23 protein-coding genes and 1 pseudogene are annotated in these 24,408 nt (G+C 62.9%); 15 read left to right on the plus strand and 9 right to left on the minus strand.

Annotated features, from left to right (window positions below; all coding sequences use genetic code 11):
• Positions 1-27: 27 nt before the first annotated feature.
• Positions 28-948 carry a hypothetical protein gene (locus tag YH3_RS28940; protein WP_058227940.1) on the minus strand — a complete coding sequence of 307 codons (921 nt, stop codon included), beginning with the start codon at positions 946-948 and terminating at the stop codon, positions 28-30.
• Positions 945-1,301 (minus strand): GntR family transcriptional regulator, encoded by a 357-nt coding sequence (locus YH3_RS28945; RefSeq protein ID WP_003943322.1) that lies wholly within the window; start codon positions 1,299-1,301, stop codon positions 945-947. The genes YH3_RS28940 and YH3_RS28945 overlap by 4 nt, the downstream gene beginning before the upstream one ends.
• Before the next feature lie 145 nt (positions 1,302-1,446).
• On the opposite strand from YH3_RS28945, the gene YH3_RS28950 reads away from it, so the two are divergent.
• The 10 genes from YH3_RS28950 to YH3_RS28995 all read left to right on the plus strand — a co-directional run bounded on the left by YH3_RS28950 (position 1,447) and on the right by YH3_RS28995 (position 13,026).
• Positions 1,447-2,199 (plus strand): YebC/PmpR family DNA-binding transcriptional regulator, encoded by a 753-nt coding sequence (locus YH3_RS28950; protein ID WP_007732951.1) that lies wholly within the window; start codon positions 1,447-1,449, stop codon positions 2,197-2,199.
• Positions 2,200-2,323: 124 nt separating this feature from the next.
• Positions 2,324-2,893, plus strand: a complete 570-nt coding sequence (gene ruvC / locus YH3_RS28955; RefSeq protein WP_003943325.1) for a crossover junction endodeoxyribonuclease RuvC — start codon at positions 2,324-2,326, stop codon at positions 2,891-2,893.
• Positions 2,890-3,489, plus strand: a complete 600-nt coding sequence (gene ruvA, locus YH3_RS28960; protein ID WP_007732953.1) for a Holliday junction branch migration protein RuvA — start codon at positions 2,890-2,892, stop codon at positions 3,487-3,489. The genes ruvC and ruvA overlap by 4 nt, the downstream gene beginning before the upstream one ends.
• On the plus strand, positions 3,486-4,583 hold the full coding sequence (gene ruvB / locus YH3_RS28965) for a Holliday junction branch migration DNA helicase RuvB (RefSeq protein ID WP_003943304.1): 1,098 nt from the start codon (positions 3,486-3,488) through the stop codon (positions 4,581-4,583). The genes ruvA and ruvB overlap by 4 nt, the downstream gene beginning before the upstream one ends.
• A 138-nt stretch (positions 4,584-4,721) precedes the next feature.
• On the plus strand, positions 4,722-5,069 hold the full coding sequence (yajC, locus tag YH3_RS28970; protein WP_003943339.1) for a preprotein translocase subunit YajC: 348 nt from the start codon (positions 4,722-4,724) through the stop codon (positions 5,067-5,069).
• A 197-nt stretch (positions 5,070-5,266) separates the two neighbouring features.
• Complete coding sequence (secD, locus tag YH3_RS28975) at positions 5,267-6,988, plus strand: protein translocase subunit SecD (RefSeq protein WP_007732956.1); 1,722 nt, start codon at positions 5,267-5,269, stop codon at positions 6,986-6,988.
• Entirely contained in the window at positions 6,985-8,208 is a 1,224-nt protein-coding gene (secF, locus tag YH3_RS28980; RefSeq protein WP_007732958.1) for a protein translocase subunit SecF, read from the plus strand. Before secD ends, secF begins: the two co-directional genes overlap by 4 nt.
• 2 nt (positions 8,209-8,210) lie before the next feature.
• Entirely contained in the window at positions 8,211-9,941 is a 1,731-nt protein-coding gene (locus YH3_RS28985) for an ABC transporter substrate-binding protein (RefSeq protein ID WP_064444555.1), read from the plus strand.
• Complete coding sequence (locus YH3_RS28990; protein ID WP_007732962.1) at positions 9,938-10,516, plus strand: adenine phosphoribosyltransferase; 579 nt, start codon at positions 9,938-9,940, stop codon at positions 10,514-10,516. The genes YH3_RS28985 and YH3_RS28990 overlap by 4 nt, the downstream gene beginning before the upstream one ends.
• A 98-nt stretch (positions 10,517-10,614) precedes the next feature.
• On the plus strand, positions 10,615-13,026 hold the full coding sequence (locus tag YH3_RS28995; RefSeq protein ID WP_064444556.1) for a bifunctional (p)ppGpp synthetase/guanosine-3',5'-bis(diphosphate) 3'-pyrophosphohydrolase: 2,412 nt from the start codon (positions 10,615-10,617) through the stop codon (positions 13,024-13,026).
• Positions 13,027-13,078: 52 nt separating this feature from the next.
• Here the strand turns inward: YH3_RS28995 and YH3_RS29000 are convergent, their stop codons facing one another.
• Entirely contained in the window at positions 13,079-13,891 is an 813-nt protein-coding gene (locus YH3_RS29000) for a peptidylprolyl isomerase (RefSeq protein WP_371595550.1), read from the minus strand.
• A complete protein-coding gene (locus YH3_RS29005) occupies positions 13,891-14,772 on the minus strand; it encodes a peptidylprolyl isomerase (protein WP_003943303.1) in 882 nt (293 codons plus the stop codon). The genes YH3_RS29000 and YH3_RS29005 overlap by 1 nt, the downstream gene beginning before the upstream one ends.
• 196 nt (positions 14,773-14,968) lie before the next feature.
• Between YH3_RS29005 and YH3_RS29010 the strand changes: the two genes are divergently transcribed.
• From YH3_RS29010 to YH3_RS29025, 4 genes are all read left to right on the plus strand, one after another.
• Entirely contained in the window at positions 14,969-15,649 is a 681-nt protein-coding gene (locus YH3_RS29010; protein ID WP_007732970.1) for an MBL fold metallo-hydrolase, read from the plus strand.
• A 15-nt stretch (positions 15,650-15,664) separates the two neighbouring features.
• Positions 15,665-16,936: a histidine--tRNA ligase gene (gene hisS, locus YH3_RS29015; protein WP_007732972.1), complete on the plus strand. Its 1,272-nt coding sequence runs from the start codon at positions 15,665-15,667 to the stop codon at positions 16,934-16,936.
• Positions 16,926-17,555 carry a hypothetical protein gene (locus tag YH3_RS29020; RefSeq protein ID WP_007732974.1) on the plus strand — a complete coding sequence of 210 codons (630 nt, stop codon included), beginning with the start codon at positions 16,926-16,928 and terminating at the stop codon, positions 17,553-17,555. Before hisS ends, YH3_RS29020 begins: the two co-directional genes overlap by 11 nt.
• Positions 17,556-17,621: 66 nt before the next feature.
• Positions 17,622-18,611 (plus strand): malate dehydrogenase, encoded by a 990-nt coding sequence (locus tag YH3_RS29025; RefSeq protein ID WP_042452093.1) that lies wholly within the window; start codon positions 17,622-17,624, stop codon positions 18,609-18,611.
• Between the two features lie 12 nt (positions 18,612-18,623).
• Here YH3_RS29025 and YH3_RS29030 read toward each other — a convergent pair whose 3' ends face one another.
• Both YH3_RS29030 and YH3_RS29035 read right to left on the minus strand, forming a co-directional pair.
• Positions 18,624-19,847: a hypothetical protein gene (locus YH3_RS29030; RefSeq protein WP_238592721.1), complete on the minus strand. Its 1,224-nt coding sequence runs from the start codon at positions 19,845-19,847 to the stop codon at positions 18,624-18,626.
• Positions 19,844-20,173, minus strand: a complete 330-nt coding sequence (locus YH3_RS29035; protein WP_037130770.1) for a type VII secretion target — start codon at positions 20,171-20,173, stop codon at positions 19,844-19,846. The genes YH3_RS29030 and YH3_RS29035 overlap by 4 nt, the downstream gene beginning before the upstream one ends.
• A gap of 173 nt (positions 20,174-20,346) precedes the next feature.
• Here YH3_RS29035 and otsB point away from each other — a divergent pair, with 173 nt between their 5' ends.
• Complete coding sequence (otsB, locus tag YH3_RS29040) at positions 20,347-21,135, plus strand: trehalose-phosphatase (RefSeq protein ID WP_228232714.1); 789 nt, start codon at positions 20,347-20,349, stop codon at positions 21,133-21,135.
• Between the two features lie 198 nt (positions 21,136-21,333).
• On the opposite strand, the gene YH3_RS29045 is transcribed toward otsB, so the two are convergent.
• The 3 genes and pseudogenes from YH3_RS29045 to YH3_RS29055 form a co-directional block, all read right to left on the minus strand.
• On the minus strand, positions 21,334-22,125 hold the full coding sequence (locus YH3_RS29045; protein WP_003943323.1) for an ABC transporter permease subunit: 792 nt from the start codon (positions 22,123-22,125) through the stop codon (positions 21,334-21,336).
• Positions 22,125-23,083, minus strand: a pseudogene (locus YH3_RS29050) (ATP-binding cassette domain-containing protein). Before YH3_RS29050 ends, YH3_RS29045 begins: the two are co-directional and overlap by 1 nt.
• Positions 23,084-23,164: 81 nt before the next feature.
• Positions 23,165-24,220, minus strand: a complete 1,056-nt coding sequence (locus YH3_RS29055) for a hypothetical protein (protein WP_064444558.1) — start codon at positions 24,218-24,220, stop codon at positions 23,165-23,167.
• Positions 24,221-24,408: the final 188 nt, after the last annotated feature.

The following is a 24,408-nucleotide window of genomic DNA, read 5'->3' on the forward strand; positions in this document are numbered from 1 at the left end:
TGTTCGTGAATTGACGTTGTTCGTGAATCAACCAGCCTGAACCAACGAATTGATCAGCTTCACACCGTCTTCCGGGTGATCGACGGTCACGGCGAACAGTCGTCCGTTCTCGAGAGTGACCACGATGGCCTCACCCGAGCGGAGAGTGACGGCTGTTCCGCGCGGTGTCATTCGGTAACCCCATCCGCCCCATTCGGCCGGACGTATCGCGTCGACTGATGCGGACTTCACCTTCGAGATGGGGATCTTCTTCCATTGAACGCCCCAGGAACTGATGCCGACACCGTGACGGTCGACGCGCACGGTGACCGACGCGAATGCTGTGACGGCGAGGGTGGACACACCCAGGATCACGGCAACCCACCAATCCGAGTACGCGGCAGTCGCGATCACGAGAACTACGAGGCCGGCGGTAACGATCCACGGCCAGACGCTGCGGACCTGCCCGACCCACACTGCACGTTCGGAGGCCGTCAGCGGAGTGTCGAGCGTCGGGGTCGGCAGTGGCGACTCCGGGCCGCTTCGTTGCTGGTCAGGCAGCGCGTATGCCAGAACTCCTACGAGTACCGCCGCGATCGGCGCAAGAATCCACCAGCCGATACGCGCGGCTTCCGGCGACCCGGCGTCGATCGTCAGGGCGACGCTCAGAATCCAGATCGTCGCCAGTGTCGCACTCGAGATCGAGGTTACGGCGAGAAACAAGGGCGCGTTGTCGCTCGAACGGGCCGCGACGACACAGGCGCAAACGACAGCCACCAGAGAAATCACCAGCGCGATGGCGAAAAACGTCGTCGTGGTGCTGAAGCCGTCCGGGGTCGATCCGGACCAATGGCTCGCGACGGTCTCGGGTAGGCGGTCACCCCACGCGAAGCGTGCGAGAACCAGGATCAGGGTCGGGATCAGAGTCAGCGAAGCTGCTGTCCAGAGTCGGATCTTGCTGGTCGTCATTGTGTGCTGGTCTCCTTGATGAGGTCGAGCATGTGCGCAGTGTCGAGTCCGAGATTTCGGGCCTGCCGTACGAACTCGCGCGCAGATTCGTTGAGAGCTGTCCTTCCCGAGTCGAACTCGGCGCGAATGACGGCGCCACGTCCGCGTCGGAGGTCGATCAGGCCTTCGTCGCGGAGTGTTGCGTACGCACGAAGAACCGTGTGGAGATTGACGTCGATCGACTCGGCGAGAGCGCGAGCGGACGGCAGGCGGTCACCTGGTCCGATCTCACCGCGGATGACCGAGCCACGAACCCCGGCTGCAATCTGCTCCGCTAGTGGAGTTGTGGAGGCGTGATCTATTCGGACCAACATGTTTGCATTCTATGCAAACAATGCGCGGTTTGACTAATTCGTGTCGGGGGATGCAGCGAGTTGTGACGTGGGACGGGTAACATCGGCAGAGCTGAAAGACGCGCATTCGGCGTGCGCAACGCAGCAGGAAAGGGGCTTGAATCGCATGAGCGGCCACTCAAAATGGGCCACCACCAAGCACAAGAAGGCTGTGATCGACGCACGTCGTGGCAAATCCTTCGCGAAGCTGATCAAGAACATCGAGGTGGCGGCACGAACCGGCGGTGGCGATCCCACGGGCAACCCCACCTTGTACGACGCCATCCAGAAGGCGAAGAAGACGTCTGTTCCCAATGACAACATCGAGCGTGCGCGCAAGCGCGGCGCCGGTGAAGAAGCGGGCGGCGCAGACTGGCAGACCATCATGTACGAGGGCTATGGACCCAACGGCGTCGCCGTTCTGATCGAGTGCCTCACCGACAACCGCAACCGCGCAGCCGGTGAAGTTCGCACCGCGATGACCCGTAACGGTGGCAACCTCGCTGACCCGGGTTCCGTCTCCTACCTGTTTGCTCGCAAGGGTGTCGTCACGCTCGAGAAGAACGGCCAGTCGGAGGACGACGTCCTGATGGCTGTGCTCGACGCCGGTGCCGAGGAAGTCACCGATCTCGGTGAAACCTTCGAAATCGTCAGTGAGCCACAGGATCTGGTTGCCGTACGTTCGGCCCTTCAGGAAGCCGGCATCGACTACGACTCCGCTGAAGCCGATTTCCGCGCTTCCGTCGAGGTTCCCTTGGATGTCGACGGCGCACGCAAGATCTTCAAGCTCGTCGACGCGCTCGAAGATTCTGACGACGTGCAGAACGTCTACACCAACATCGATCTGTCCGACGAGGTTCTCGCGGCTCTCGAAGACTGATTGTTTTTCAACTCAACCCGGCCCTGACGTCCGCGTCCGGGCCGGGTTGCGTGTTGATGCGGGGTAGTAGTCCCGCGCACCGCTAAGCTATCGAACAGCTGTTCGGTATGGAGAGGTGTGACAAGTGCGCGTGCTCGGAGTGGACCCAGGCTTGACTCGCTGCGGGTTGGGAGTGGTCGACGGGAGCAACGGCAGGAAAGTGCGCCCCATTGCGGTCGACGTGGTGCGGACTCCGGCCGAGATGGACCTTGGTTCTCGGCTTCTGCGGATCTCCGATGCGGCTGAACTGTGGATCGAGCAGTACAAGCCGGAGGTGGTCGCGATCGAGCGCGTGTTCGCGCAGCACAACGTCAGTACCGCGATGGGGACAGCGCAAGCAGGCGGAGTTGTCGCGCTCGCTGCCGCCAGACGCGGCATTCCGGTGTGTTTCCACACGCCCAGCGAGGTGAAGGCCGCCGTCACCGGCAGCGGTAACGCCGACAAGGCGCAGGTCACCGCGATGGTGACGCGAATTCTGAATTTGAAGACGGCGCCGAAACCGGCTGACGCTGCCGACGCTCTGGCGCTGGCGATCTGTCACTGCTGGCGAGCACCGATGATCGAGCGGATGGCCCGCGCCGAGGCGATGGCCGCTGAACAAATGCGTAAGTATCAGGCAAAATTGGCCGAGACGAAGAAGGCAGGTTCACGATGATCGCGTCGGTACGCGGCGAGGTACTCGATATTGCGCTCGATCACGCGGTCATCGAAGCGTCAGGTGTCGGCTATCGGGTCAATGCCACCCCGGTGACTCTCGGTGCGCTGCACCGGGGAAGCGAAGCGCGACTGTTCACGACGATGATCGTTCGCGAAGACTCGATGACGCTGTACGGTTTTTCCGATACCGAGTCGAAGGACCTGTTCAGCCTCCTGCAGACGGTTTCCGGAGTCGGACCGCGCCTGGCGATGGCAACTCTCGCAGTTCTCGAACCGGACGCGCTGCGGCGGGCGCTCTCGGAAGGCAACCTGACGGCGTTGACGAGGGTGCCCGGTATCGGAAAACGCGGCGCCGAGCGCATGGTTGTCGAACTGCGTGACAAGGTCGACGCCGTCGCGACGACGGCCGGCGCGGCGTCCGGCGTCGTCGTCGGCAGCTCGATCCGTGATCAGATCGTCGAGGCTCTCGAAGGTCTGGGCTTCCCGATCAAGCAGGCTGAGCAGGCCACGGATTCGGTTCTGGCGGAATCGCCCGAGGCCACCACGTCGGTCGCACTGCGTTCCGCTCTGTCGCTGCTCGGTAAGACTCGATGAACTTCGACCCGATCGACGATTTCGACGACGAGTCGCAGGTCTCTGCCGAATTGGTGGCGGGAGACGGTGATGTCGAAGCGAGTCTGCGCCCCAAGAGTCTCGACGACTTCATCGGTCAACCTCGTGTTCGCGAACAACTGCAGCTCGTGCTCACCGGAGCAAAACTTCGTGGCAGCACGCCTGATCACATCCTGATGTCCGGTCCCCCCGGGCTCGGCAAGACGTCGATGGCGATGATCATCGCGGGGGAGTTGGGCTCTTCTCTGCGGTTGACGTCCGGACCGGCGCTCGAACGCGCCGGAGACCTGGCTGCGATGCTGAGCAACCTCGTCGAGGGCGACGTGTTGTTCATCGACGAGATTCACCGAATCGCTCGTCCGGCCGAGGAGATGTTGTACCTGGCCATGGAAGACTTCCGTGTCGACGTCGTCGTCGGTAAGGGGCCGGGCGCCACGTCGATTCCTCTGGAGGTTGCACCGTTCACGCTGGTCGGTGCGACTACGCGGTCGGGTGCGCTGACCGGTCCGTTGCGCGACCGCTTCGGGTTCACCGCTCACATGGATTTCTACGAACCCGAAGAGCTGCAACAGATTCTGATGCGTTCGGCCGGAATTCTGGGCGTCGATCTCGAAGTCGATGCCGGTGCCGAAATCGCACGACGCTCGCGGGGGACACCGCGTATCGCGAACCGATTGCTGCGCCGGGTTCGCGACTTCGCCGAGGTGCGCGCCGACGGAATCGTCACCATGGACGTCGCTCAGGCGGCCTTGGCCGTCTACGACGTGGACCAGTTGGGCTTGGACCGTCTCGACCGTTCGGTACTGAGTGCTTTGGTGCGTTCGTTCGGCGGCGGGCCCGTCGGCGTGTCGACGCTTGCGGTGGCCGTCGGCGAGGAACCGTCGACGGTGGAAGAAGTGTGCGAGCCGTTCCTGGTCCGGGCCGGAATGATCGCCCGGACGCCGCGAGGACGTGTGGCTACCGCCGCTGCTTGGACTCAACTCGGAATGACACCGCCGCCGGATGCCGCAGCGGGCGGTATCGAGGTTCGTGTCAACGAACCGCAGGCCACGTTGTTCGATCCGAACGGCGAGTGAATTTCGACTGGAAAGGCCTACTTGAACGGCCGATCTGTCAGGAATCCTCAGCAACTAATGGCACACTGGTGTATTGCGTAGGTCCATCCGGGACCATCGCGGCGTAAAACGTGCAACACAACCGAGGTTGATCAACACATGTCGAGTTTGCTTTTCCCCCTCTTGATCCTCGCACTGCTGGTGCCCATGTTCCTGGGCATGCGCAAGCAGAAGAAGGCCTTGGCCGCGACTTCCGAGATGCAGGACTCGCTGCAGGTCGGCGATCGGGTGCAGACCACGGCCGGGCTCTACGCCACGATCGCTTCCCTGGACGACGACACCGTGGACCTCGAGATCGCGGACGGTGTCATCACCACCTGGTCGCGTTTGGTCATCCGTGAGCGCGTCGTCGAGACGACCGAGACCGACGAGTACGACGACGACTCGATTTCCGAGATCGAAGAGTCTGCTGCCGACACCGAAATCCGGCTCACCAAGGAGTCCTGACTTCGTCGAACTGGTACGTGTTCTAGAGTTGTGAACTCGGACACACGTCCAGATCGGTTTGTCCGCTCTTACACCAGCAGCTCAGTTCACCCCGTTGATCAATCGTTGCAGTTCGAACGCCGCAGCTCGGGTGGTCGTCGACCACCCGAGCCGTGCACTTACTGAAGCTCTGCACCTACCGAGGAGACTTAAAGATCGTGGCACCTTCCACCGGAACGGTGCATCCGGTCCGCTACCTGGCCCTTTTCGGGGTCCTGGTAGTGGCACTGTATGCCCTGGTGTTCTTCACTGGAGACAAGTCGGCCACGCCGAAACTCGGCATCGACCTGCAGGGTGGAACGCGCGTCACGTTGACCGCTCGTACCCCGGACGGCAGCGCTCCCAGTCAGGACAGTCTCAAGCAGGCTCAGGAAATCATCGAGACCCGCGTCAACGGTCTCGGCGTTTCCGGTTCCGAGGTCGTTGTCGACGGTGACAACCTCGTCATCACCGTTCCCGGCGACGACAGTGCGCAGGCTCGCTCGCTCGGCCAGACCGCTCGTCTGTACATCCGCCCGGTGACGGGTTCGATCGACGTCGCCACCCGTGACGCGAATCGGACAGCTACGCCTGAGGCGCCGGCGGCCGAAACTCCGGCCACTGATGCACCGGCCCCCGAAGCACCCGCTGACGGGACGCAGACGCCGCAGAACCGTCCGTTCCTGGCTCAGGACCCGACTACTCCCGAGGCAACGCCCGCGCCGCAGACAACGACTCCGGCCCCCACCGGGGACGCTCCGAGCGACGGCACCGACGAAGGCGACGCAGCAGCAGCGGAAATCGCCGCAGCGCGCGCCCTCCGGCAGAGCAGCGATCCGACAGTGCAGCAGCAAGCAGTGGCGAACCTCGACTGCTCCGTCGCGGATCCGCTCCGTGGAAACGACGACCCGACCCTGCCGCTGGTCGCCTGCTCGCAAGACGGACTGAACATCTATCTCCTCGGTCCTTCGATCATCGACGGACAGGAGATTGCCGACGCGTCTTCGGTCTTCAACTCGCAGCAGTCGCGCCATGAGATCAGCCTCTCGTTCAAGACGACCGGCAGCAACACCTGGGCCGAGTTCACCTCAGCCAACATCGGCAAGCAGGCAGCGTTCACGCTCGACTCGAAGGTCGTCAGCGCTCCCACGATTCAAGGTGCAACGCCTGCGGGTAGCGCCACCTCGATCACGGGCAGTTTCACTGCCGAGAGTGCCAAAGAACTTGCCAACACACTGAAGTACGGTTCGCTTCCGCTCTCGTTCGCAGCCTCTGAGGCCGAGACGGTCTCGGCCACGCTCGGCCTGGCCTCACTGCAGGCGGCATTGATCGCCGGCGCGGTCGGTCTCGTTCTCGTTCTGCTGTACTGCCTCGTCTACTACCGCATGCTAGGCGTCCTGACGGCGTTGTCGCTGATTCTCTCCGGAGTCATGGTCTACGCGATCATGGTTCTGCTCGGCAGATACATCGGCTTCACGCTCGACTTGGCCGGCATGGCTGGTCTGATCATCGGTATCGGTATGACCGCCGACTCGTTCGTCGTGTTCTTCGAACGCATCAAGGACGAAATGCGTGAGGGCCGTAGCTTCCGCTCGGCGGTGCCACGCGGTTGGGCAAGAGCACGCCGAACAATTCTTTCCGGCAACGCGGTGAGCTTCATCGCCGCCGCAGTTCTGTACGTGCTTGCGGTCGGACAGGTGCGCGGCTTCGCCTTCACCTTGGGTCTGACGACCATTCTCGACGTGATTGTCGTGTTCCTCGTGACGTGGCCACTGGTCAGCATGGCGTCCCGTTCGGCGTTCTGGTCCAAGCCCAGCGTCAACGGTCTCGGCGCAGTGCAAGAGGTTGCCCGCGAACGTAAGGTTGCCGCCGCTGCGTCGGCTAAGGAGACACGAGCATGAGCGAGTCCAACAACTCCCCGGTGGGGTCCACCAACAGTTCCGCCGCCGAGTCCGCCGATGCGGCGGCCCGGTCGGAGATCACCGACTCAGGCGTCGATCAGGGCGCGATGCCCAAGCACAGCTGGCTCTCGCGGTTGTACACCGGAACGGGTGCGTTCGAGGTCGTCGGCAAGCGTCGCTTCTACTACGGACTGACCGGCGCTCTGGTCGCCATTGCGCTGCTGAGCATCATTCTGCGCGGCTTCACCTTCGGTATCGATTTCGAAGGCGGATCACGCATTCAGTTCCCGGCCGAGGGCGGAGTCGAGACGTCGGCGGTGGAAACCGTCTACTCCGACACACTCGGGTTCGAACCGGTCAGCGTGCAGACAGTCGGCTCGGGTGCCAGCGCAACCGTGCAGATCCGGTCGGAGACGTTGAACGCGACGCAGATCAACGATCTTCAGTCGGCTCTCTTCGACGAGTTCCAGCCCAAGGACAAGAACGGGAACCCGTCGGCGCAAGCCATCAGTTTTGCGGACGTGAGTGAAACCTGGGGTGGCCAGATCACCAAGAAGGCGCTGATCGCGCTGATTGTGTTCCTGGTGATCGTGAGTATCTACATCGCCATCCGCTTCGAGCGAGACATGGCGGTAGCTGCGATCGTTGCGTTGTTCTTCGACATCATCGTCACTGCCGGCGTCTACTCGCTCGTCGGTTTCGAGGTGACGCCCGCGACGGTGATCGGTTTGCTCACCATTCTCGGTTTCTCGCTGTACGACACCGTGGTGGTGTTCGACAAGGTCGAAGAGAACACCCGCGGTGTTCTGCATCTGACGCGCCGGACGTACGGCGAGCAGGCCAACCTCGCGGTGAATCAGACCTTGATGCGATCGATCAACACGACCGTCATCAGCGTGCTCCCGGTGATCGCTCTGATGGTTGTCGCGGTCTGGATGCTCGGCGTCGGCACACTCAAGGACCTTGCGCTCGTTCAGCTCGTCGGCATCATCGTGGGTGCGTACTCCTCGATTTTCTTCGCGACGCCGCTCCTGGTGTCGATGAAGGAACGCTGGGGACCCGTTGCCGCGCACACTCGTAAGGTGCTCTCGCGCCGGGCTACGCTGGCCGAGAAGGGTACGCAGACGGTAGCCGTCGGCGCACCAGTTGCACGCCGTGCGCCGGTTGCTCCGCAGCCGGGTGCGCGGCCGACCGGAAAGCGAAACAAGAAGGGGCACTGAACATGCTCCCAAGAACACGCACACTGGTTCGATCGATGACGTTCGTTGCGGCCACCGTTGTGGCTGCGGGTTCGTTGGCGGCCTGCTCGGAAAGCGCCGAGCAGGTTCCGTCCATCGGATATGCCATCGACAACTCCATCTCCACGTACAACGCCAACACGACAGCTGGATCGGTGTCCGGGGCGATGGCCGCGTTCGGCCGGGTGCTTCCCGGCTTCACGTTCACCGGCCCGGCCGGAGCACCCGTCTCCGACACCGACATCGGAACGGCGTCGGAGTTGCCCGGTGACGTGCTCACGGTCTCGTACAAGCTCAATCCGGCGTCCGTGTACTCCGACGGGATTCCGATGTCCTGTGACGATCTCGTCCTCACCTGGGCGGCGTCGAGTGGCAAGTTCACCGAAGACGTCGATGGTGCCGTGAAGCCCATGTTCGACACGGCGAACAATCTCGGATACGCGGACATCGACCGGATCGACTGCCAGAGCGGGGCGAAGGACGCGACGGTGTTCTTCAAACCCGGGCGATCGTTCACCGATTGGCGGTCGTTGTTCGGTGCGACTGCGCTGATGCCTTCACACATCGTGACGCAGCGCGCCGGAGTGGGCGACGTGGTGAGCGCGGTGAATGCCGGTGACACCGAAGCGTTGTCGAAGATCGCGGACTTCTGGAACACCGGGTGGAACCTGACTCCAGGTCAGGTGGACACCTCCGTACTGCCCTCCGCTGGTCCGTATCGAATCGACTCGTACAGTGCCGACGACGGCCTGGTGCTGGTCGCGAACGAGCGGTGGTGGGGCAACAAGCCGGCGACCGATCGCATCGTCGTCTGGCCACGTGGTGTGAATCTGACCGAGGATCTCGACAAGAACTCGATCGAGGTAGTCGACGTCGCTTCCGGCTCGGCTGGCGAACTCGGTACTCCGTCCGGGTTCGACGTCCAACAGATTCCGTCGCGGTCGATCGAGCAGTTCGTTCTCGCGACCTCTGGTTCGCTGGGCGACGAAGCCGCCCGTCGAGCGTTCGCGCATTGTGTTCCGCGGACGACCCTGTTCGAGAAGTTCGGGCAGACGGAGAATGCGCCGCAGGCGGGTCTGGGTTCCGGCGTGGTCGATTCGCGACTGATGGCGCCGGATTCACTCGTTTACAGCGACGCCGCTGCGGTCGACGGTGATCGGTACGCCAATGCCGACATCGAGGCTGCGAAGACGTCGTTGTCGGAAGCCGACCTCGACCAGTTGACCGTCCGGGTCGGGTACCTCGCACCGGACCCGGTGCGGGCGCAGATCGTCTCCGAAGCGAAAGCCGCGTGTGCTCCGGCGGGAATCACGGTCGAGGACGCAAGTAGCGACAGCTTCGATCCTGCGAGTCTGCAGACTGGGGGAGTCGACGCCGTGCTTTCCGGCATGGCAGGCAAAGTCGGCGCAGGCGGAACAGCGAGCATGATCGACGCGCGTGGAGCGCTGCGATCGGGCAACGGCGCAAACCTCGGTACGTACGGAAATGCCAGGATCGATCAGATCATCGATCAGTTGAACGTGGATGCGAGCACGAGTGCGCAATTGGGACTCTCGGTGGAGGCGGAGAACATCCTGTGGACCCAGGTGCCTACGATTCCACTGTTCAATCAACTACGAACTGTCGCTGTAGCTCCAGGCATGTCGGCAGTGTTGGTCAATCCGACTCGGGCCGCTACCGGCTGGAACATGGACAGATGGGTACTACGCAGATGAGCGTCTCGAATGGTGTTGCCTTGCACACGACTGAAGAATTGATCGCAATCCACCGGGCTGCCGGGGACGCCGTTGTTCGGCTGACCCGCTGGGCGGACAACTTTCCCGGTCCCGGTGTTCGGTTCGCCGATCTGACTCCGGTGTTCGCCGACGCCGAGGGGTTCGGGGCCGTGCTCGATGCCCTTGTCGCCTGTGCTCCGGACGCCGACACGATCGCCGCCGTCGATGCTCGTGGATTCCTGCTCGGTGCCGGTGCGGCCGCGAAGATGGGTGCGGGAGTCGTTGCCGTGCGGAAGGTCGGCAAACTGCCGCCGCCGGTGCTCTCTCGTTCGTACAGCCTCGAGTACGGATCCTCGACTCTCGAGATTCCCGCAAACGGCTTCGATCTCACGGGGCGGAATGTTCTGGTGATCGACGACGTTCTGGCTACCGGAGGGACACTCGAGGCGGCTGTACAGTTGGTCGAGTTGGGTGGAGCGAACGTCGTCGGCGTCGCAGTGGTGCTCGAGATCGAGGAACTGCGCGGTCGAGATCGCTTCTTGAAGTACCCACTGACATCACTGGTGAAGGTCTGAGTATTAAAGTTGTCTCCTGGGGGTCGAGTTAGACCTCCAGGGCAATTACCCGATGCAGGGCGGTTGCCTCAACCAACTCGGTGGTAGGAGGTGGCGACATGACGTCGAATCTTGATCGATCACAGAACTCGGGTGCAGTGTCGCAGGAGACGGGTGCAGTTCCGGCTCCGGAGACGACACCATCGAAGTCCGCGGTGCCCGACGATTCGGGATCTGCGCAAACTACCGGCAATCGGGGTGGGCAGAATCTGGCCGTGCCCGCTTCCGCCTCCCGTAGGGTGCGCGCTCGGCTTGCTCGGCGCATCACCGGTCAGCGCAACGCCACCATCCGCCCGGTGCTCGAGCCGTTGGTCAGCCTCCACCGTGAGCTGTATCCGAAGGCCGACCTCGCGCTGCTCCAGCGTGCGTACGACGTCGCCGAGGACAGACATTCGAGCCAGCGGCGCAAGTCCGGCGATCCGTACATCACGCATCCGTTGGCCGTCGCAAGCATTGTGGCCGAGTTGGGTATGGACACCACCACCCTCGTCGCAGCCCTTCTGCACGACACCGTCGAGGACACCGGGTACTCACTCGAAGAGTTGACCAAGGACTTCGGTGACGAGGTTGCTCACCTCGTCGACGGCGTCACCAAACTCGACAAGGTCGTTCTGGGCACCGCGGCCGAGGGCGAAACCATCCGCAAGATGATCATCGCGATGGCGCGGGACCCGCGCGTGCTCGTGATCAAGGTTGCGGATCGTCTGCACAACATGCGCACGATGCGATTCCTGCCGCCCGAAAAGCAAGCACGTAAGGCGCGAGAGACTCTCGAAGTCATTGCGCCACTTGCACATCGACTTGGAATGGCGACCGTCAAGTGGGAACTCGAGGACCTCTCGTTCGCTATCCTGCACCCGAAGAAGTACGACGAGATCGTTCGACTGGTCGCCGATCGCGCGCCCTCTCGAGACACTTATCTGGCCAAGGTTCGCGCCGAGATCAACTCGACTCTGTCCGCCTCGCGGATCAATGCCATCGTAGAAGGCCGGCCCAAGCATTACTGGTCGATCTACCAGAAGATGATCGTCAAGGGCCGCGATTTCGACGACATCCACGATCTGGTCGGCGTGCGCATTCTGTGCGAAGAGGTGCGTGACTGTTACGCCGCGGTCGGCGTTGTCCACTCACTGTGGCAGCCGATGGCCGGACGCTTCAAGGACTACATCGCACAGCCGCGCTACGGCGTCTACCAGTCACTGCACACCACCGTCGTGGGACCGGAAGGTAAGCCCCTGGAGGTCCAGATCCGGACCCAGGACATGCACCGGACCGCCGAGTTCGGTATCGCCGCGCACTGGCGGTACAAGGAGACCAAGGGCAAGCACGCGGGCGACATCGCCGAGGTCGACGACATGGCGTGGATGCGTCAGCTACTCGACTGGCAACGTGAAGCGGCCGATCCGGGGGAGTTCCTCGAATCGTTGCGTTACGACCTCGCGGTCAAGGAGATCTTCGTCTTCACGCCGAAGGGCGACGTCATCACGTTGCCTGCCGGATCGACCCCCGTCGATTTCGCGTATGCGGTGCACACCGAGGTCGGGCACCGATGCATCGGTGCCAGGGTCAACGGCCGACTGGTCGCGCTGGAACGAACTCTCGAAAACGGCGAAGTGGTGGAGGTCTTCACGTCGAAGGCTGCCACCGCCGGGCCGAGCCGTGATTGGCAGACGTTTGTCGTCTCGCCGCGTGCCAAGGCGAAGATCCGTCAGTGGTTCGCGAAGGAACGCCGCGAGGAGGCGCTCGAGTCCGGCAAGGATCAGATCGCGAAGGAAGTCCGCCGTGTGGGACTTCCGTTGCAGCGGTTGATGAATGCCGAATCGATGAGCACGATCGCGCACGAACTTCGCTATCCCGACGTCTCGGCGTTGTACACGGCCGTAGGCGAGAGTCAGGTGTCGGCGCACCACGTCGTGCAGCGACTGGTTGCTCATCTGGGCGGCGTCGGCGCCGTCGAGGAGGAACTGGCCGAGCGTTCGACGCCGTCGACCATGCCGGTGCGCACCCGCAGTACGGGTGACTCCGGAATTCTGGTTCCCGGAGCACCCGGCACGGTGGCAAAACTTGCGAAGTGTTGCACGCCGGTTCCGGGCGATTCGATTCTGGGCTTCGTCACGCGTGGTGGGGCGGTCAGCGTGCACCGTACCGACTGCACCAACGCCAACTCGCTCCACGATCAGTCCGAGCGAATCATCGACGTCGAATGGGCACCGTCAGCGACGTCGGTGTTCCTGGTCGCGATCCAGATCGAGGCGCTCGATCGTCATCGGTTGCTTTCCGACGTCACCAAGGCGTTGGCCGACGAGAAGGTGAACATCCTGTCGGCCTCGGTCACCACGTCCGGCGACCGCGTGGCGATCAGCAAGTTCACCTTCGAGATGGGCGACCCGAAGCACTTGGGTCATGTTCTCAACGTGGTTCGTAACGTGGAAGGCGTCTACGACGTCTACCGCGTGACCTCTGCCTCGTAAACTGCTGTGCGCCTTTATTAACCGCGGGCGGTTAATAAAGGCGCACAGGGGGTCAGGCGACTATTGCAGTCTCGATGGTGATCGGGGTGTTGGGTGCACCGCCGCCGGTTGCTCCCATGCCACCGTCGTCGCCGTCGGCCGCGATCTTCTCGATCGTCGCCAGGCCGGCGTCGTCGATCTTTCCGAAGACCGTGTAGTTGGGCGGCAAGACCGAATCCTCGTAGACGAGGAAGAACTGACTGCCGTTGCTGCCCGGTTTACCCGAGTTGGCCATTGCCAGCGTGCCGCGGGGGTAGACGGCAGGCAAGGAGAGTGCCGGATCGTTAGCCGGGTAGGCAGTGGTCGGGTACTCGTTGTCGAAGCCATAGCCTGGTCCGCCCGTGCCCTTGCCCGAGGGATCGCCGCACTGCAGGATCTGTAGACCGGGTGTGGTGACGAGTCGATGGCACGGGGTGTCGTCGAAGTACTTCTGCTCGGTCAAGCTCACGATGCTGTTGACCGTGCAGGGGGCTTCCGCCCGGTTCAGTTCCATCCCGATCGGGCCGGCCGTAGTCGTGAGCGCGACGTTGACGGTTCCCTCGGTGGACACACCCGTGGAGTTCGGCGGATTGACGGTTTTTGCTGCACCCGCCGCGCTCGGGTACGAGCAGTCGACGGTCGCCGAGGCCGGAGTCGGGACAGGCGGGAGTGCGTCGAACTGTGACATGTCGAGCGGCGGCATGGCAGCCGTTGTCGTCTTCGCCTTGGAGGTGCTGGACGGCGAGTCCGAGCTACCGGAATCACTGGAACAACCAGCCAGAAGCAGCGCCGCGGTGCTTGCGGCGGCAATGACTACAGGAAAGCGCATCACAGGATTACGTCGCATCAGTCGAGCCTTACTGTCTTGATGTCGGTGGTCAGATTCGGCTTGCCGTCACCCTCTGGCGTCGATCCGCCGGCCGCGACCTTGTCCAAAGTGGCGAGCCCGGTTTCGTCGATCGTGCCGAAAACCGTGTACTGCGGGGGGAGTTGTGAGTCGCCGTAGACGAGGAAGAACTGGCTGCCGTTGCTACCGGGTGCCCCGGTGTTGGCCATCGCAACCGTGCCGCGCGCGTAGGTGACGGGCTCCTGCGCTGCCGGGTCGGTGGTGGAATACGCCGTGGTGGGGAATTCGTTGTCGAAGCCGTAGCCCGGTCCGCCGGTGCCGGTGCCCGACGGGTCACCGCACTGCAGCACCTGGAGCGAGGGGCTCGTCGTCATGCGGTGGCAGGTGGTGTCGTTGAAGTAGTCCTGCTGCGCCAAGCTCACGAAGCTGTTGACCGTGCACGGAGACTTCGTTCCGTCGAGTGTGAGCCCGATGTTTCCCTGCGAGGTCTCGACGCTGATGCTCGGCGTCGCGTCCGGCGCGGTGGTGGGAATCCCGTCGGTACGAGGAGGGTTGTTGGCCTTGGACGCGGTAGCGCCGTCGGCTGGATACGAGCAGGAGACCGTGTCGGCCAGTGGCGTCGACAGACCGGCCGGCATTGCACCCGCGGTCTGTGGCGTGAGGCTCGAGTCGTCGGCAGCAGTGTTGGTGGTGTTCGCGTCGTCGTCACTGCGATTGCTCAGCCAGATGAGTCCACCGACGACGCCGACTACGACGACCACGCCGAGCGCAGTTCCGGCTATCGTCATCTGCTTGCGCTTGCGGGCACGTTCTGCGCGACGTTCGAGCTGACGCTCGAGCTTGCGTTTCGCCGCCTCGCGGCGTTGCTCGTTACTCGGCACTGCTGTAGTCCTCCGTATCGCGGGTGGATCGTGGTCGGCCGGCCGAGCAACACCCTGGGGGGTCGGCTTCGGCAAGCGGCTCTACTCGTCGTCAGAGTCTCCCATTGCAACCTGAGAACTTACTGGCGGGGCAGCAGCTTAGGCTGTAACCGACAGCGTGTTGTTCGTTTCCACCCTTCGAAGAGGAGTTGCCCCCGTGCTCGTCACTGGTTTTCCGGCCGGGATGTTCCAAACCAACTGCTACATACTCGCTCAGGACGACGCGTGCGAGTGCGTAGTCGTAGATCCGGGTCAGGATGCAGCTGAGCCGCTCTTCGAATATCTGGACTCCAAGGACATGTCGGTCACGGCGGTCCTCCTGACGCACGGTCATCTCGATCACGTGTGGTCGGCCCGCGAGGTCTGTGAGCGGTATTCCGTACCCGCGTACATCCATCCCGAGGATCGCTACATGCTCAGCGATCCGGCACGGGGGATCGGCCCGACGATGAAGGAATTCATTCAAGGCATGACGTTCGTGGAGCCGGACGAGGTGATCGAACTGGCCGACGGAGACAAGATCACCGAGGCCGGAATGACGTTCGTCGTGGACCACACACCCGGGCACACGCAGGGATCGGTGGTGTTCCGCACCCAGGCGAATACCGAGAGCGGGCCCGTGGATTTGGCGTTCACCGGTGACACCCTGTTCCAGGGTTCCATCGGGCGCAGCGACCTGCCCGGCGGAAATCACGAGCAGTTGCTCGCTTCGATCGCCCGCAAGCTATTGGTACTCGGTGACGAGACAGTGGTCCTGCCCGGGCACGGCGGCAACAGTTCGATCGGCGCCGAGCGAAGCTCGAATCCGTTTCTCGTTGGACTCAGCGCACAAGAATAAGGAAAAGTACCTCTCGTGAGTAAAGCCAGCACCTTCTCTGCACCCAAGGGCATTCCGGACTACGTTCCGCCGCAGTCAGCCGAATTCGTCGCCGTTCGTGACGGTTTGACGCGCGCCGCGAGGTTGGCCGGATACGGCCACATCGAATTGCCGATCTTCGAGGACACCGGCCTGTTCGCTCGCGGTGTCGGTGAGTCGACCGACGTCGTCAGCAAAGAGATGTACACATTCGCCGACCGCGGTGACCGTTCGGTGACGTTGCGTCCCGAGGGAACCGCCGGAGTCATGCGTGCGGTCATCGAGCACAGCCTCGATCGTGGACAGTTGCCGGTCAAGGTCAGCTACGCGGGCCCGTTCTTCCGCTACGAGCGCCCGCAGGCCGGTCGCTACCGCCAGTTGCAGCAGGTCGGCGTCGAAGCCATCGGGATCGACGACCCCGCGCTCGACGCTGAGGTCATCGCGATCGCCGACGCCGGATTCCGGTCGTTGGGGCTCGACGGCTTCCGCCTCGAAATCACCTCTCTCGGTGACGACACCTGCCGGCCGCAGTATCGCGAACTGCTGCAGGAGTTTCTCTTTGCACTCCCACTCGACGAGGACACGCGTCGACGCGCCGAGATCAACCCGCTCCGCGTGCTCGACGACAAGCGCCCAGATGTACGCGAGATGACGGCCGGCGCACCGCTCATGCTCGATCACCTGTCCGAGAGCTGCAAGGCGCACTTCGACGAGGTGCTAGCGCACCTGGACGCATTGGGCGTTCCGTACGTCGTCAACCCGCGCATGGTCCGCGGCCTCGACTACTACACCAAGACAACCTTCGAATTCGTGCACGACGGACTGGGTGCGCAGTCCGGAATCGGTGGTGGTGGTCGTTACGACGGTCTGATGGAACAGCTGGGTGGACAGCCGCTCTCGGGCATCGGGTTCGGAATCGGCGTCGACCGCACGGTTCTCGCGCTCGAGGCCGAGGGCAAGTCCGTTGCGCCACCGGCGCGTGTCGACGTCTTCTGTGTACCGATGGGTGCCGAGGCGAAGGCTGCACTGGTGAAGATCGCACATCAGTTGCGTGCCAATGGGATTCGCGTCGACCTGGCGTACGGAAACCGTGGCGTGAAGGGCTCGATGAAGGCAGCTGATCGTTCGGGTGCCGCGATCGCTTTGGTTCTCGGCGAGCGTGAACTCGAAGAGGGCGTTGTCGTTGTCAAACAGTTGGCAACAGGTGAGCAGGAGACAGTGGCGCTCGACCAGGTTGTCGACAAGCTCGGGGAACTCGTTGAGCACTGAGGCCGAACCGGTTTCGCTCGATCTGGTTCCCGTGGCGTTGATCGCGCCGCGGCTGAAGAAATTCGCCGTTGTTGTCGTGGTGTTCGGCGTGGTCGTCGGGTTGATCGTCAGTGTGTTCTCGACGGCGACCGTTGGAGTGATCGTCGGCGCCGTCATCGCGGTGCCGACGTCACTGGCGATCCTGATGACGCTGCGCCGGCACATCACGTTGTACGGCAACAGAGTTCGTGCGCAAGCTGGTTTTCGAACCAACGTCGTCGACGTGGCCGAGGTACTCACGGCGGCATTGACGGTGAGATCCGGCCGGATCAGCGAAGTCAGCTTGACGCTCGGCGACGGACGGTCCACCGTGCGGATCCCGCTCGCGCTGTATACCGCGGGGGGTGGGCGCGAGTTGGAGATCCTTGCACTCCGCAAGCTCGCGGACGCGCTGGCGGCCAGCGAGTTGGTACCGGCTGCCGCGTTGTCCTCGGTGCTGATCGAACAGTTGCGTGCCGAAGCCCGCGGCGCCGGACTCGCCGAGCGTCCGCTCTACCGCGCCGTCGAACTCGTGACGGCGGAGGGACGAGTGCCGAGAACCACACTGACAGACCACGAAGTGGCCGGTTTACTCGACTAGCGTGGAAACCGTTCTTACAGCGTTGTAGAACGGACAGTCGTGAAAACGGCAGGTGAGGAGTCGGCAATGAGTATTGCGCCCGTAACCGTCACGGTAACCGGAGCGTCGGGTCAGATCGCATACGGAATGCTTTTCCGCATAGCTGCGGGGGAGATGCTCGGCGCTGACGTCCCGATCAAACTTCGACTGCTCGAGATTCCTGCCGCCGTGTCCGCTGCCGAAGGCGTTGCGATGGAACTCGAAGACGGCGCATTTCCGTTGCTGAGCTCCATCGACATCACCGACGATCCCGATGTCGCCTTCTCCGGCGCGAACGTCGGGATGCTGGTCGGCGCACGTCCGCGGAGCAAGGGGATGGAGCGTGCCGACTTGCTGAGTGCGAACGGCGCGATTTTCACAGCGCACGGGAAGGCGATCAACAACAACGCAGCCTCGGACGTCAAGGTGCTGGTCGTGGGAAATCCGGCCAACACCAACGCGCTGATCGCGATGAACAATGCACCGGATGTACCCGATACTCGGTTCAGTGCGCTGACACGTCTCGACCACAACCGAGCGATCGCGCAGGTCGTGAAGAAGACCGGGGTTCGTGCGTCGTCGGTGCGCAAGGTGTCCGTCTGGGGAAACCATTCGGCGACGCAGTACCCGGACCTGTCCCACGCGACTGTCGCAGGTGAGCCTGCACTCGCGGTGATCGACGACCGCGACTGGGTGGAGAACGATTTCATCCCGACTGTGCAGGTGCGAGGCACCGCCATCATCGCTGCGCGGGGATCGTCCTCTGCGGCGAGTGCGGCCAGCGCGTCGATCGACCACGTCCGCGACTGGGTGATCGGTACCGCCGAGGACGACTGGGTATCCATGGCCGTCTGTTCGGACGGTTCCTACGGAGTGCCCGAAGGATTGATCTCTTCCTTCCCGGTGACCTGTGCCGATGGCGAGTTCGCTATCGTTCCCGACCTCGCGATCGACGACTTCTCACGCGAACGGATCGACCTGTCCGTCAGCGAACTGGAGCAGGAGCGTGCGGCGGTGCGGGAGTTGGGCTTCGTCTGAGGTTTGTCTTGATCAGAGATCTCGGAACAGGTACTGATCGGGATCGTCAGCCCCGAGCACGGGCGGCGACACCATCGGCAGATCGTCGACCATCGAATTCTCGTCGCCGACAGTGACGAGATACCTCGGGGTAGTGCGTGACGACTCGTCGTCCCGAGATCCGCGGGGTCCACCGCCCGGCGACATGCCGCTACTGCCGACTGCCGACGATGGTGCACCCAGGCCGGGCGGTGTTACCGGAACCGGTTGAACTGCAGCAACTCCCGCTGCACCCCTCACCATTCCGCCGGTAGTGCCACCGCTTCCGCTCACCCATGCTCCGCCTGAACTTGCCGTCGCACTGGGTGACGGCGACGCGCCGGCTGCGAGTGACGTCGACGGATTGCCTGCGCCCCACAGCTTGTCGACGCCGGTCGGAAGCCCGGCGCCGGCCCGTGCAGCCGAAGTTCGAACAGCCTCTGTGCCTGGCTGAGTGGAGTCCGGGTGGGTGGAGTACGGCGCATCACCGGCATCGGTTGAGGCAGAAAGAGGTTGGGCGATCTGACGGGCGGCGTTGTTGATTGCCTCCGCAGTGACCAGGTTGGAGAGTGCCTCACTGGTCGGTGGGGTCGGCACGGGGATCGGTCCGGCAAGGGCGTTCATGGCTGCGGTGTGCCCGAGCATCTCCCCACGCGTCCGAGTCACCGCCGCGACGGCTGCCTGCATGTGTTCAGCTGCCGAGGCAAGCAACATCGCCTGTCCTGGTGGTGTCCACGCGATGGGCGCGGCAGCTGCAACCGTGGTGGCGAAGGACTGCGCGATTGCCGCGAGATTCGCGTTGCCTCGCTGCACCGATTCCGCGGCGGCGGCAGCAGTTTTCGATATCGCGGTTCCGCGTTCGCTCAATTCTGCGCCGCTGTTCTGGGCGGATCGCGACAGTTCGGTCGCGGCGTCACTGCCGGTGCTGTTCCAGGTCTGGCCTACCTCGGCGACCGCGCTTCGGGAAAGTCCCATGGCGTGGTCGATGAGAGTGGACGCCTGATCGAAGATGCCGACGGGATCGATGCCCGCAAAAGTGCCTGTGCCGAGACTCTTCCCGAGTTCGATCAAGGGCGCGAACAGATCTTCGATTCCGAGGAGTGCCGGTACCGGTATGCCGGCGAGCATCGATTCGACCACATTGTTCGGCAGTACCGGGGCAGGAGCGCCACCGTGAGGGAATTCGATGACGGTCGTCGAGTCGTCTTCGGTGCTCACGCGGTCGCGCCCGTCGATCCGGCCGCAGCGGTCAGATCTGTTGCGATTGCATGATCTGTGGTGTCGTAGGCCTGCGCGGCTGCACCGGCCGTCGCGGCGTTGCCGGCGTAGAACGTGGCGAGTGCTGCAACATCTTTGGTGTGTGTGGCCTGAGCGCGCGCGAATGCTTCGAGAAATTCGATCCCGACGGGGCCCACGGCCGGTGCGACTGCTGCGATGTTTGCACCCAGATCGACGGCGGCGGCCTGCGCGATGCGTCCTGCCGCTTCGGTCGACGTCGAGCCGTACTTTCGGATGCCGTCTGTGGCGACAGTCAATTCGCTCATCATTACCCCCCAGTTGGTAAGCGTCGTGAGAACTGTATCGGACCACAGTCCGCCCTTGCAGGGAGAGAACGCGAGTTCGCCAGCGGTTCCGGACAACCTGGACGAAGTGGCAGAGATTACATTCGGCTCCGGTGTTGGTATTGCGAGTGCGATCGATTTGGCACACTCGAACCATGCGAACCGCTTCGGACGTCATCCTCCGACTCACGTCCGATCCAGCTCGCTGTGGACTGGTGATGGATTTCGACGGCGTGCTTGCACCCATCGTCGACGATCCGTCGGCGAGTGCGCTACTGCCCGGCGCGGAAGACGTGCTTGCGACCCTGGCCGAGCATCTCGGTGTTGTCGGCTTGCTCTCGGGACGGCCTGTGTCGTTCTTGCGAGAGCGACTCAGCTTGAATTCCGTTGTGCTCATGGGTTCCTACGGCGTCGAGACCTGGACGGACGACGGCATCCACGTGCTTCCGGCCGTCGCGGCGTTCAGTGATGCTGTCGCCGAAGCAGAAGCCGAATTGCGACGCTTGTTCGACTCTCCGGCAGTTCCTGGCATCCATGTCGAGAGCAAAGGCCTTGCGGTGGCCGTGCATTGGCGTCGGGCCGCGGATCGTGCGGTCGCGCAGCGTCTGGTGGAAGCAGCGACGACAGAAATCGCGAGCCGGACCGGGTTGCGGCGTGAGCCCGGCAAGTTGGTCGAGGAATTGCGCCCACCAGTTGAGGAGGACAAGGGGACAGGCCTCCTTCGCGCGATCGCGGCCGCAGGGGTCGACGTCGTCGCGTACGCGGGCGACGACCGGGGTGACCTACCGGCCTTTGCCGCTGTCCTTGCCTCGGGTGGAGAAGCGTTGGTGGTCAAGGGCGACGACATCGCACCGGAAGTGGCTGCTGTCGACGGCGTCCAGTTCGACGGCCCGCAGGCATTCCTCGATTGGATGAAAGAGCTTGCCGCGCAACTGGAACGCTGACGCGTAAGGTCAGTCTGCCAGGAACTCGACCAGGTCTTATTTCGAGGTGCCGCGTCCGCGGGGCAGAGTGACGCGAACCCGCGGGTGCCCTGTTCCTTGGCGTGATCGACAAGCGCTGCGGGTTCTGTCAACGCGAAACTGGCCGCACCGGAAGGGCTCCGGTGCGGCCAGTTTTGGTCTTGGTCGGTTTGCGACTCGTCAGGCGTCGCGCTTGTTGACGACGGCGATGCTGATTCCGAATATCACCAGCACAAACGCTGCGAAGTAGAACAAGCTTCCCCAAGGGCCCCAATGGAAATTGGTGCTCGAACCCGAAGAGAGGAAGTGGTCGGCGTTGGCGAACGGGAGGAACGGTGTGACGTTTCTGCCGAAGGATCCGAACATGCCGAACAGGCTCTCGATGAGCAGTGGCCACAGCAGCAGTAGTGCAATGGCGCCGGCGGACTGACGAAGGAGTGCTCCGACGGCGATGGCAAGGGCAACGCAGAGGAACGCGAAGATCGGTACGCCGTAAACGGCGCGCCAGGCGTCGGCGTTGTCCAGTGCCAGATTGGTGGAGCCTTCAGAGCCTGCCGCAGCTTTGGTGATGAATACCGCGCCGAGCATGAGAACGAAGGACAGCACCGCGCCGAAAGCCCCGATCAGGCCGGCTTTGGCGATCAGAACCGAAGCCCGACTCGGGATGGCCTGGAAGGTGGTACGGATGATGCCGAAGCGGTACTCGCTGGTGATCGCGAGCGCTGCCATGATCATCAGGACCATGACGCCGAATCCGGATACTCCTAGCCCCGCGTCGTTGAACGTGGGGAGGAATTTCTCGAAATCAGGAGTTCCTGATGCGGCTTCGTCGTTGTACGCCTGAATGCTCGAACTCGACGAACGCCCGATCATCCAGGCGACGCCCAACCCTAGGACGATGATTGTGATCGTGCACCACAGCGGCGACTTGGTCGTGGTGATCTTGATACGTTCAGCACTGAGAACAGCCATTACAGTGCACCTCCCATAGCGTGCTGTGTGTTTGCGTGGTGGGCTCCGGCGCCCGGATCGATACCGGATGCGTGGTACTGGACATCGTCCCCGGTCAACTTCATGAACGCATCCTCGAGCGATCCCTGCACAGAAGCCAACTCGTGCAACACGATTCCCTGCGAACCAGCCAAACCACCGATCACATCGGTGGTCGAATCCACGACCACCAACACCGGCTCCGATCCTGAATGTTCCTCGCGGACAGTCAGTCCCTGGGCAGTCAATGCGGCATGGAGAGCGTCCAATTGTGGGCTGCGCACGCGCACCGTCGACTCCGACGAACGATCCACGAACTCCGCGACCGTCGAATCCGAAATCAACCGACCCCGACCGATCACCACCAACTGCTCCGCCGTGAGCGCCATCTCCGACAGGAGGTGACTCGACACGAGCACCGTGCGGCCCTCGGCCGCCAACCGCTGCATGAACTTACGAATCCAGACGATGCCCTCCGGATCGAGCCAAACACCACCCCCTCCGCCCCCCCAAACACCCCCCCCGCCAATCCGAGACGCTGCGACATTCCCAACGAGAACCCGCCGGCCTTCTTGCCCGCCACCTCGGACAACCCGACCAACCCGAGCACCTCGTCGACCCGGGACTTCGGGATCCCGTTCGAAGCAGCCATCCACTGCAGATGCGCACGCGCACTGCGATTGGGGTGCACCCACTTCGCATCCAACAACGCACCCACCGTCCGCAACGGCGTCTTGAGCTCCCGGTACGGCTTGCCCTCGATCAACGCCGCACCCCACGGCGGCTGATCCAAACCCAGGATCATCCGCATCGTAGTCGACTTACCAGCACCGTTCGGGCCCAGAAAGCCCGTCACGATGCCCGGCTTGACCGTGAACGACAAATCGTCCACCGCTTTCGTCGGTCCGTAAACCTTGGTCAATCCCCTCAGTTCAATCATGAGGAGAACTGTGCCCTACCGGCACTGACCAGCACATCGGTCCCGAGGATGACATGAACCCTGAGATGTGAATACGGCAGTTCAGGGAAAACCCTGTGCTCGACCGGAAGTCGGAACTGGCGCGGCATGCGGGTAGGGCGCATCGAAGTCGCCGTCGAACAATCGCCAGTAGAAGTCGTTCATCCTCGCAGCGACGGGCGCGTGCCGTGTCACGATCGCGGCCACCTCTGGTGTCACATCACCTGGAATATGACCTGTGGCGCATCGTCGTACGTACTGGTTGCGGGCGACTGGTCCGCCGCTCGTCGGCCTCGGTACCCCGCAGACCTCGGTCACCAGCCAGTTGACCAGAAGCATGGCGGCGTAGTCGGCGTCATGAGTGGCGTGGCGCCGGACGAAGTCGTGCTCGGCAGTCGACAGGTCGAAGTGTGGGGATGTGGCCAGTCCGAAGTCGGTGAGATAGATCCGCTCCATGTCGGTGCGCATGTTGCCGAAATGTCCGTCCATGTGCAGCAACTGTCGATCGCGCAAGAATGCCACGATCTCCGAAAACTGTCGCTCGACTTCGGCAGCTTTGGCGGACGGGTTGTCTTCCAGCCAATTCGAGATCGGGTGTTCGATGTACTCGCAGAACAGTACGAGGCTGCACGGCGCAGCGGCAAGCGCTTCGAGACGGGTCCGCACTTCACGGCTGGCGCCGGCGGTGTGAACGGAATCGATGTCGGCGTGTTCGGCCGCAACGGGCGAACGTCCGGGAAGTATCCGCCAGTGGTAAAGCATTGGGAACGACTGTGTTTCGCCGGCCAGAACGGCATCGGTGACCACGATGTTCGCGGCCAGTTCTCGCCAGGCGTTGAAGCTTGGGCCACCAATGCCGTACTGGCAGAACGTCGGCAGATCGAAATGGTTGGAAGTAGAGCCCACCTCGGCGATTTCCCGCACGCTCAGTGGGATGCGTTTGGTGAATACCGGAACGCCGTTGAGCCTGTTGTCATAGACCCTGATCACTCCTGCGGCGCCACCTACGCCGGCACTCGAGATTTGAACGGTGTCGACCAGTCGGGCCAGTTCGACATCGTTCTGGGAAGACAGGAACGCCGACAGCATTCGGTGGCGGTCAATCCTGACGTCTGTCATTCCACGACTGTGCCACAGGCTCGTCCGGCTTCGATTTCGCGGAGCCGCCTGTCGAAGTCACCGATTCTGGCGGTGTCCTCGTAGTAGTCCTCTTGCTCGATGATCTTTCCCACTTGGTCCGAACGAGAAGCACTGTTCGATTTCGATAGATGACGGCGCCGTCGGGGCCGAGGGCTCGGTCGTCGAAA

It is taken from the genome of Rhodococcus sp. YH3-3 (assembly GCF_001653035.1).
Classification (GTDB): Bacteria; Actinomycetota; Actinomycetes; order Mycobacteriales; family Mycobacteriaceae; genus Rhodococcus_F; species Rhodococcus_F qingshengii.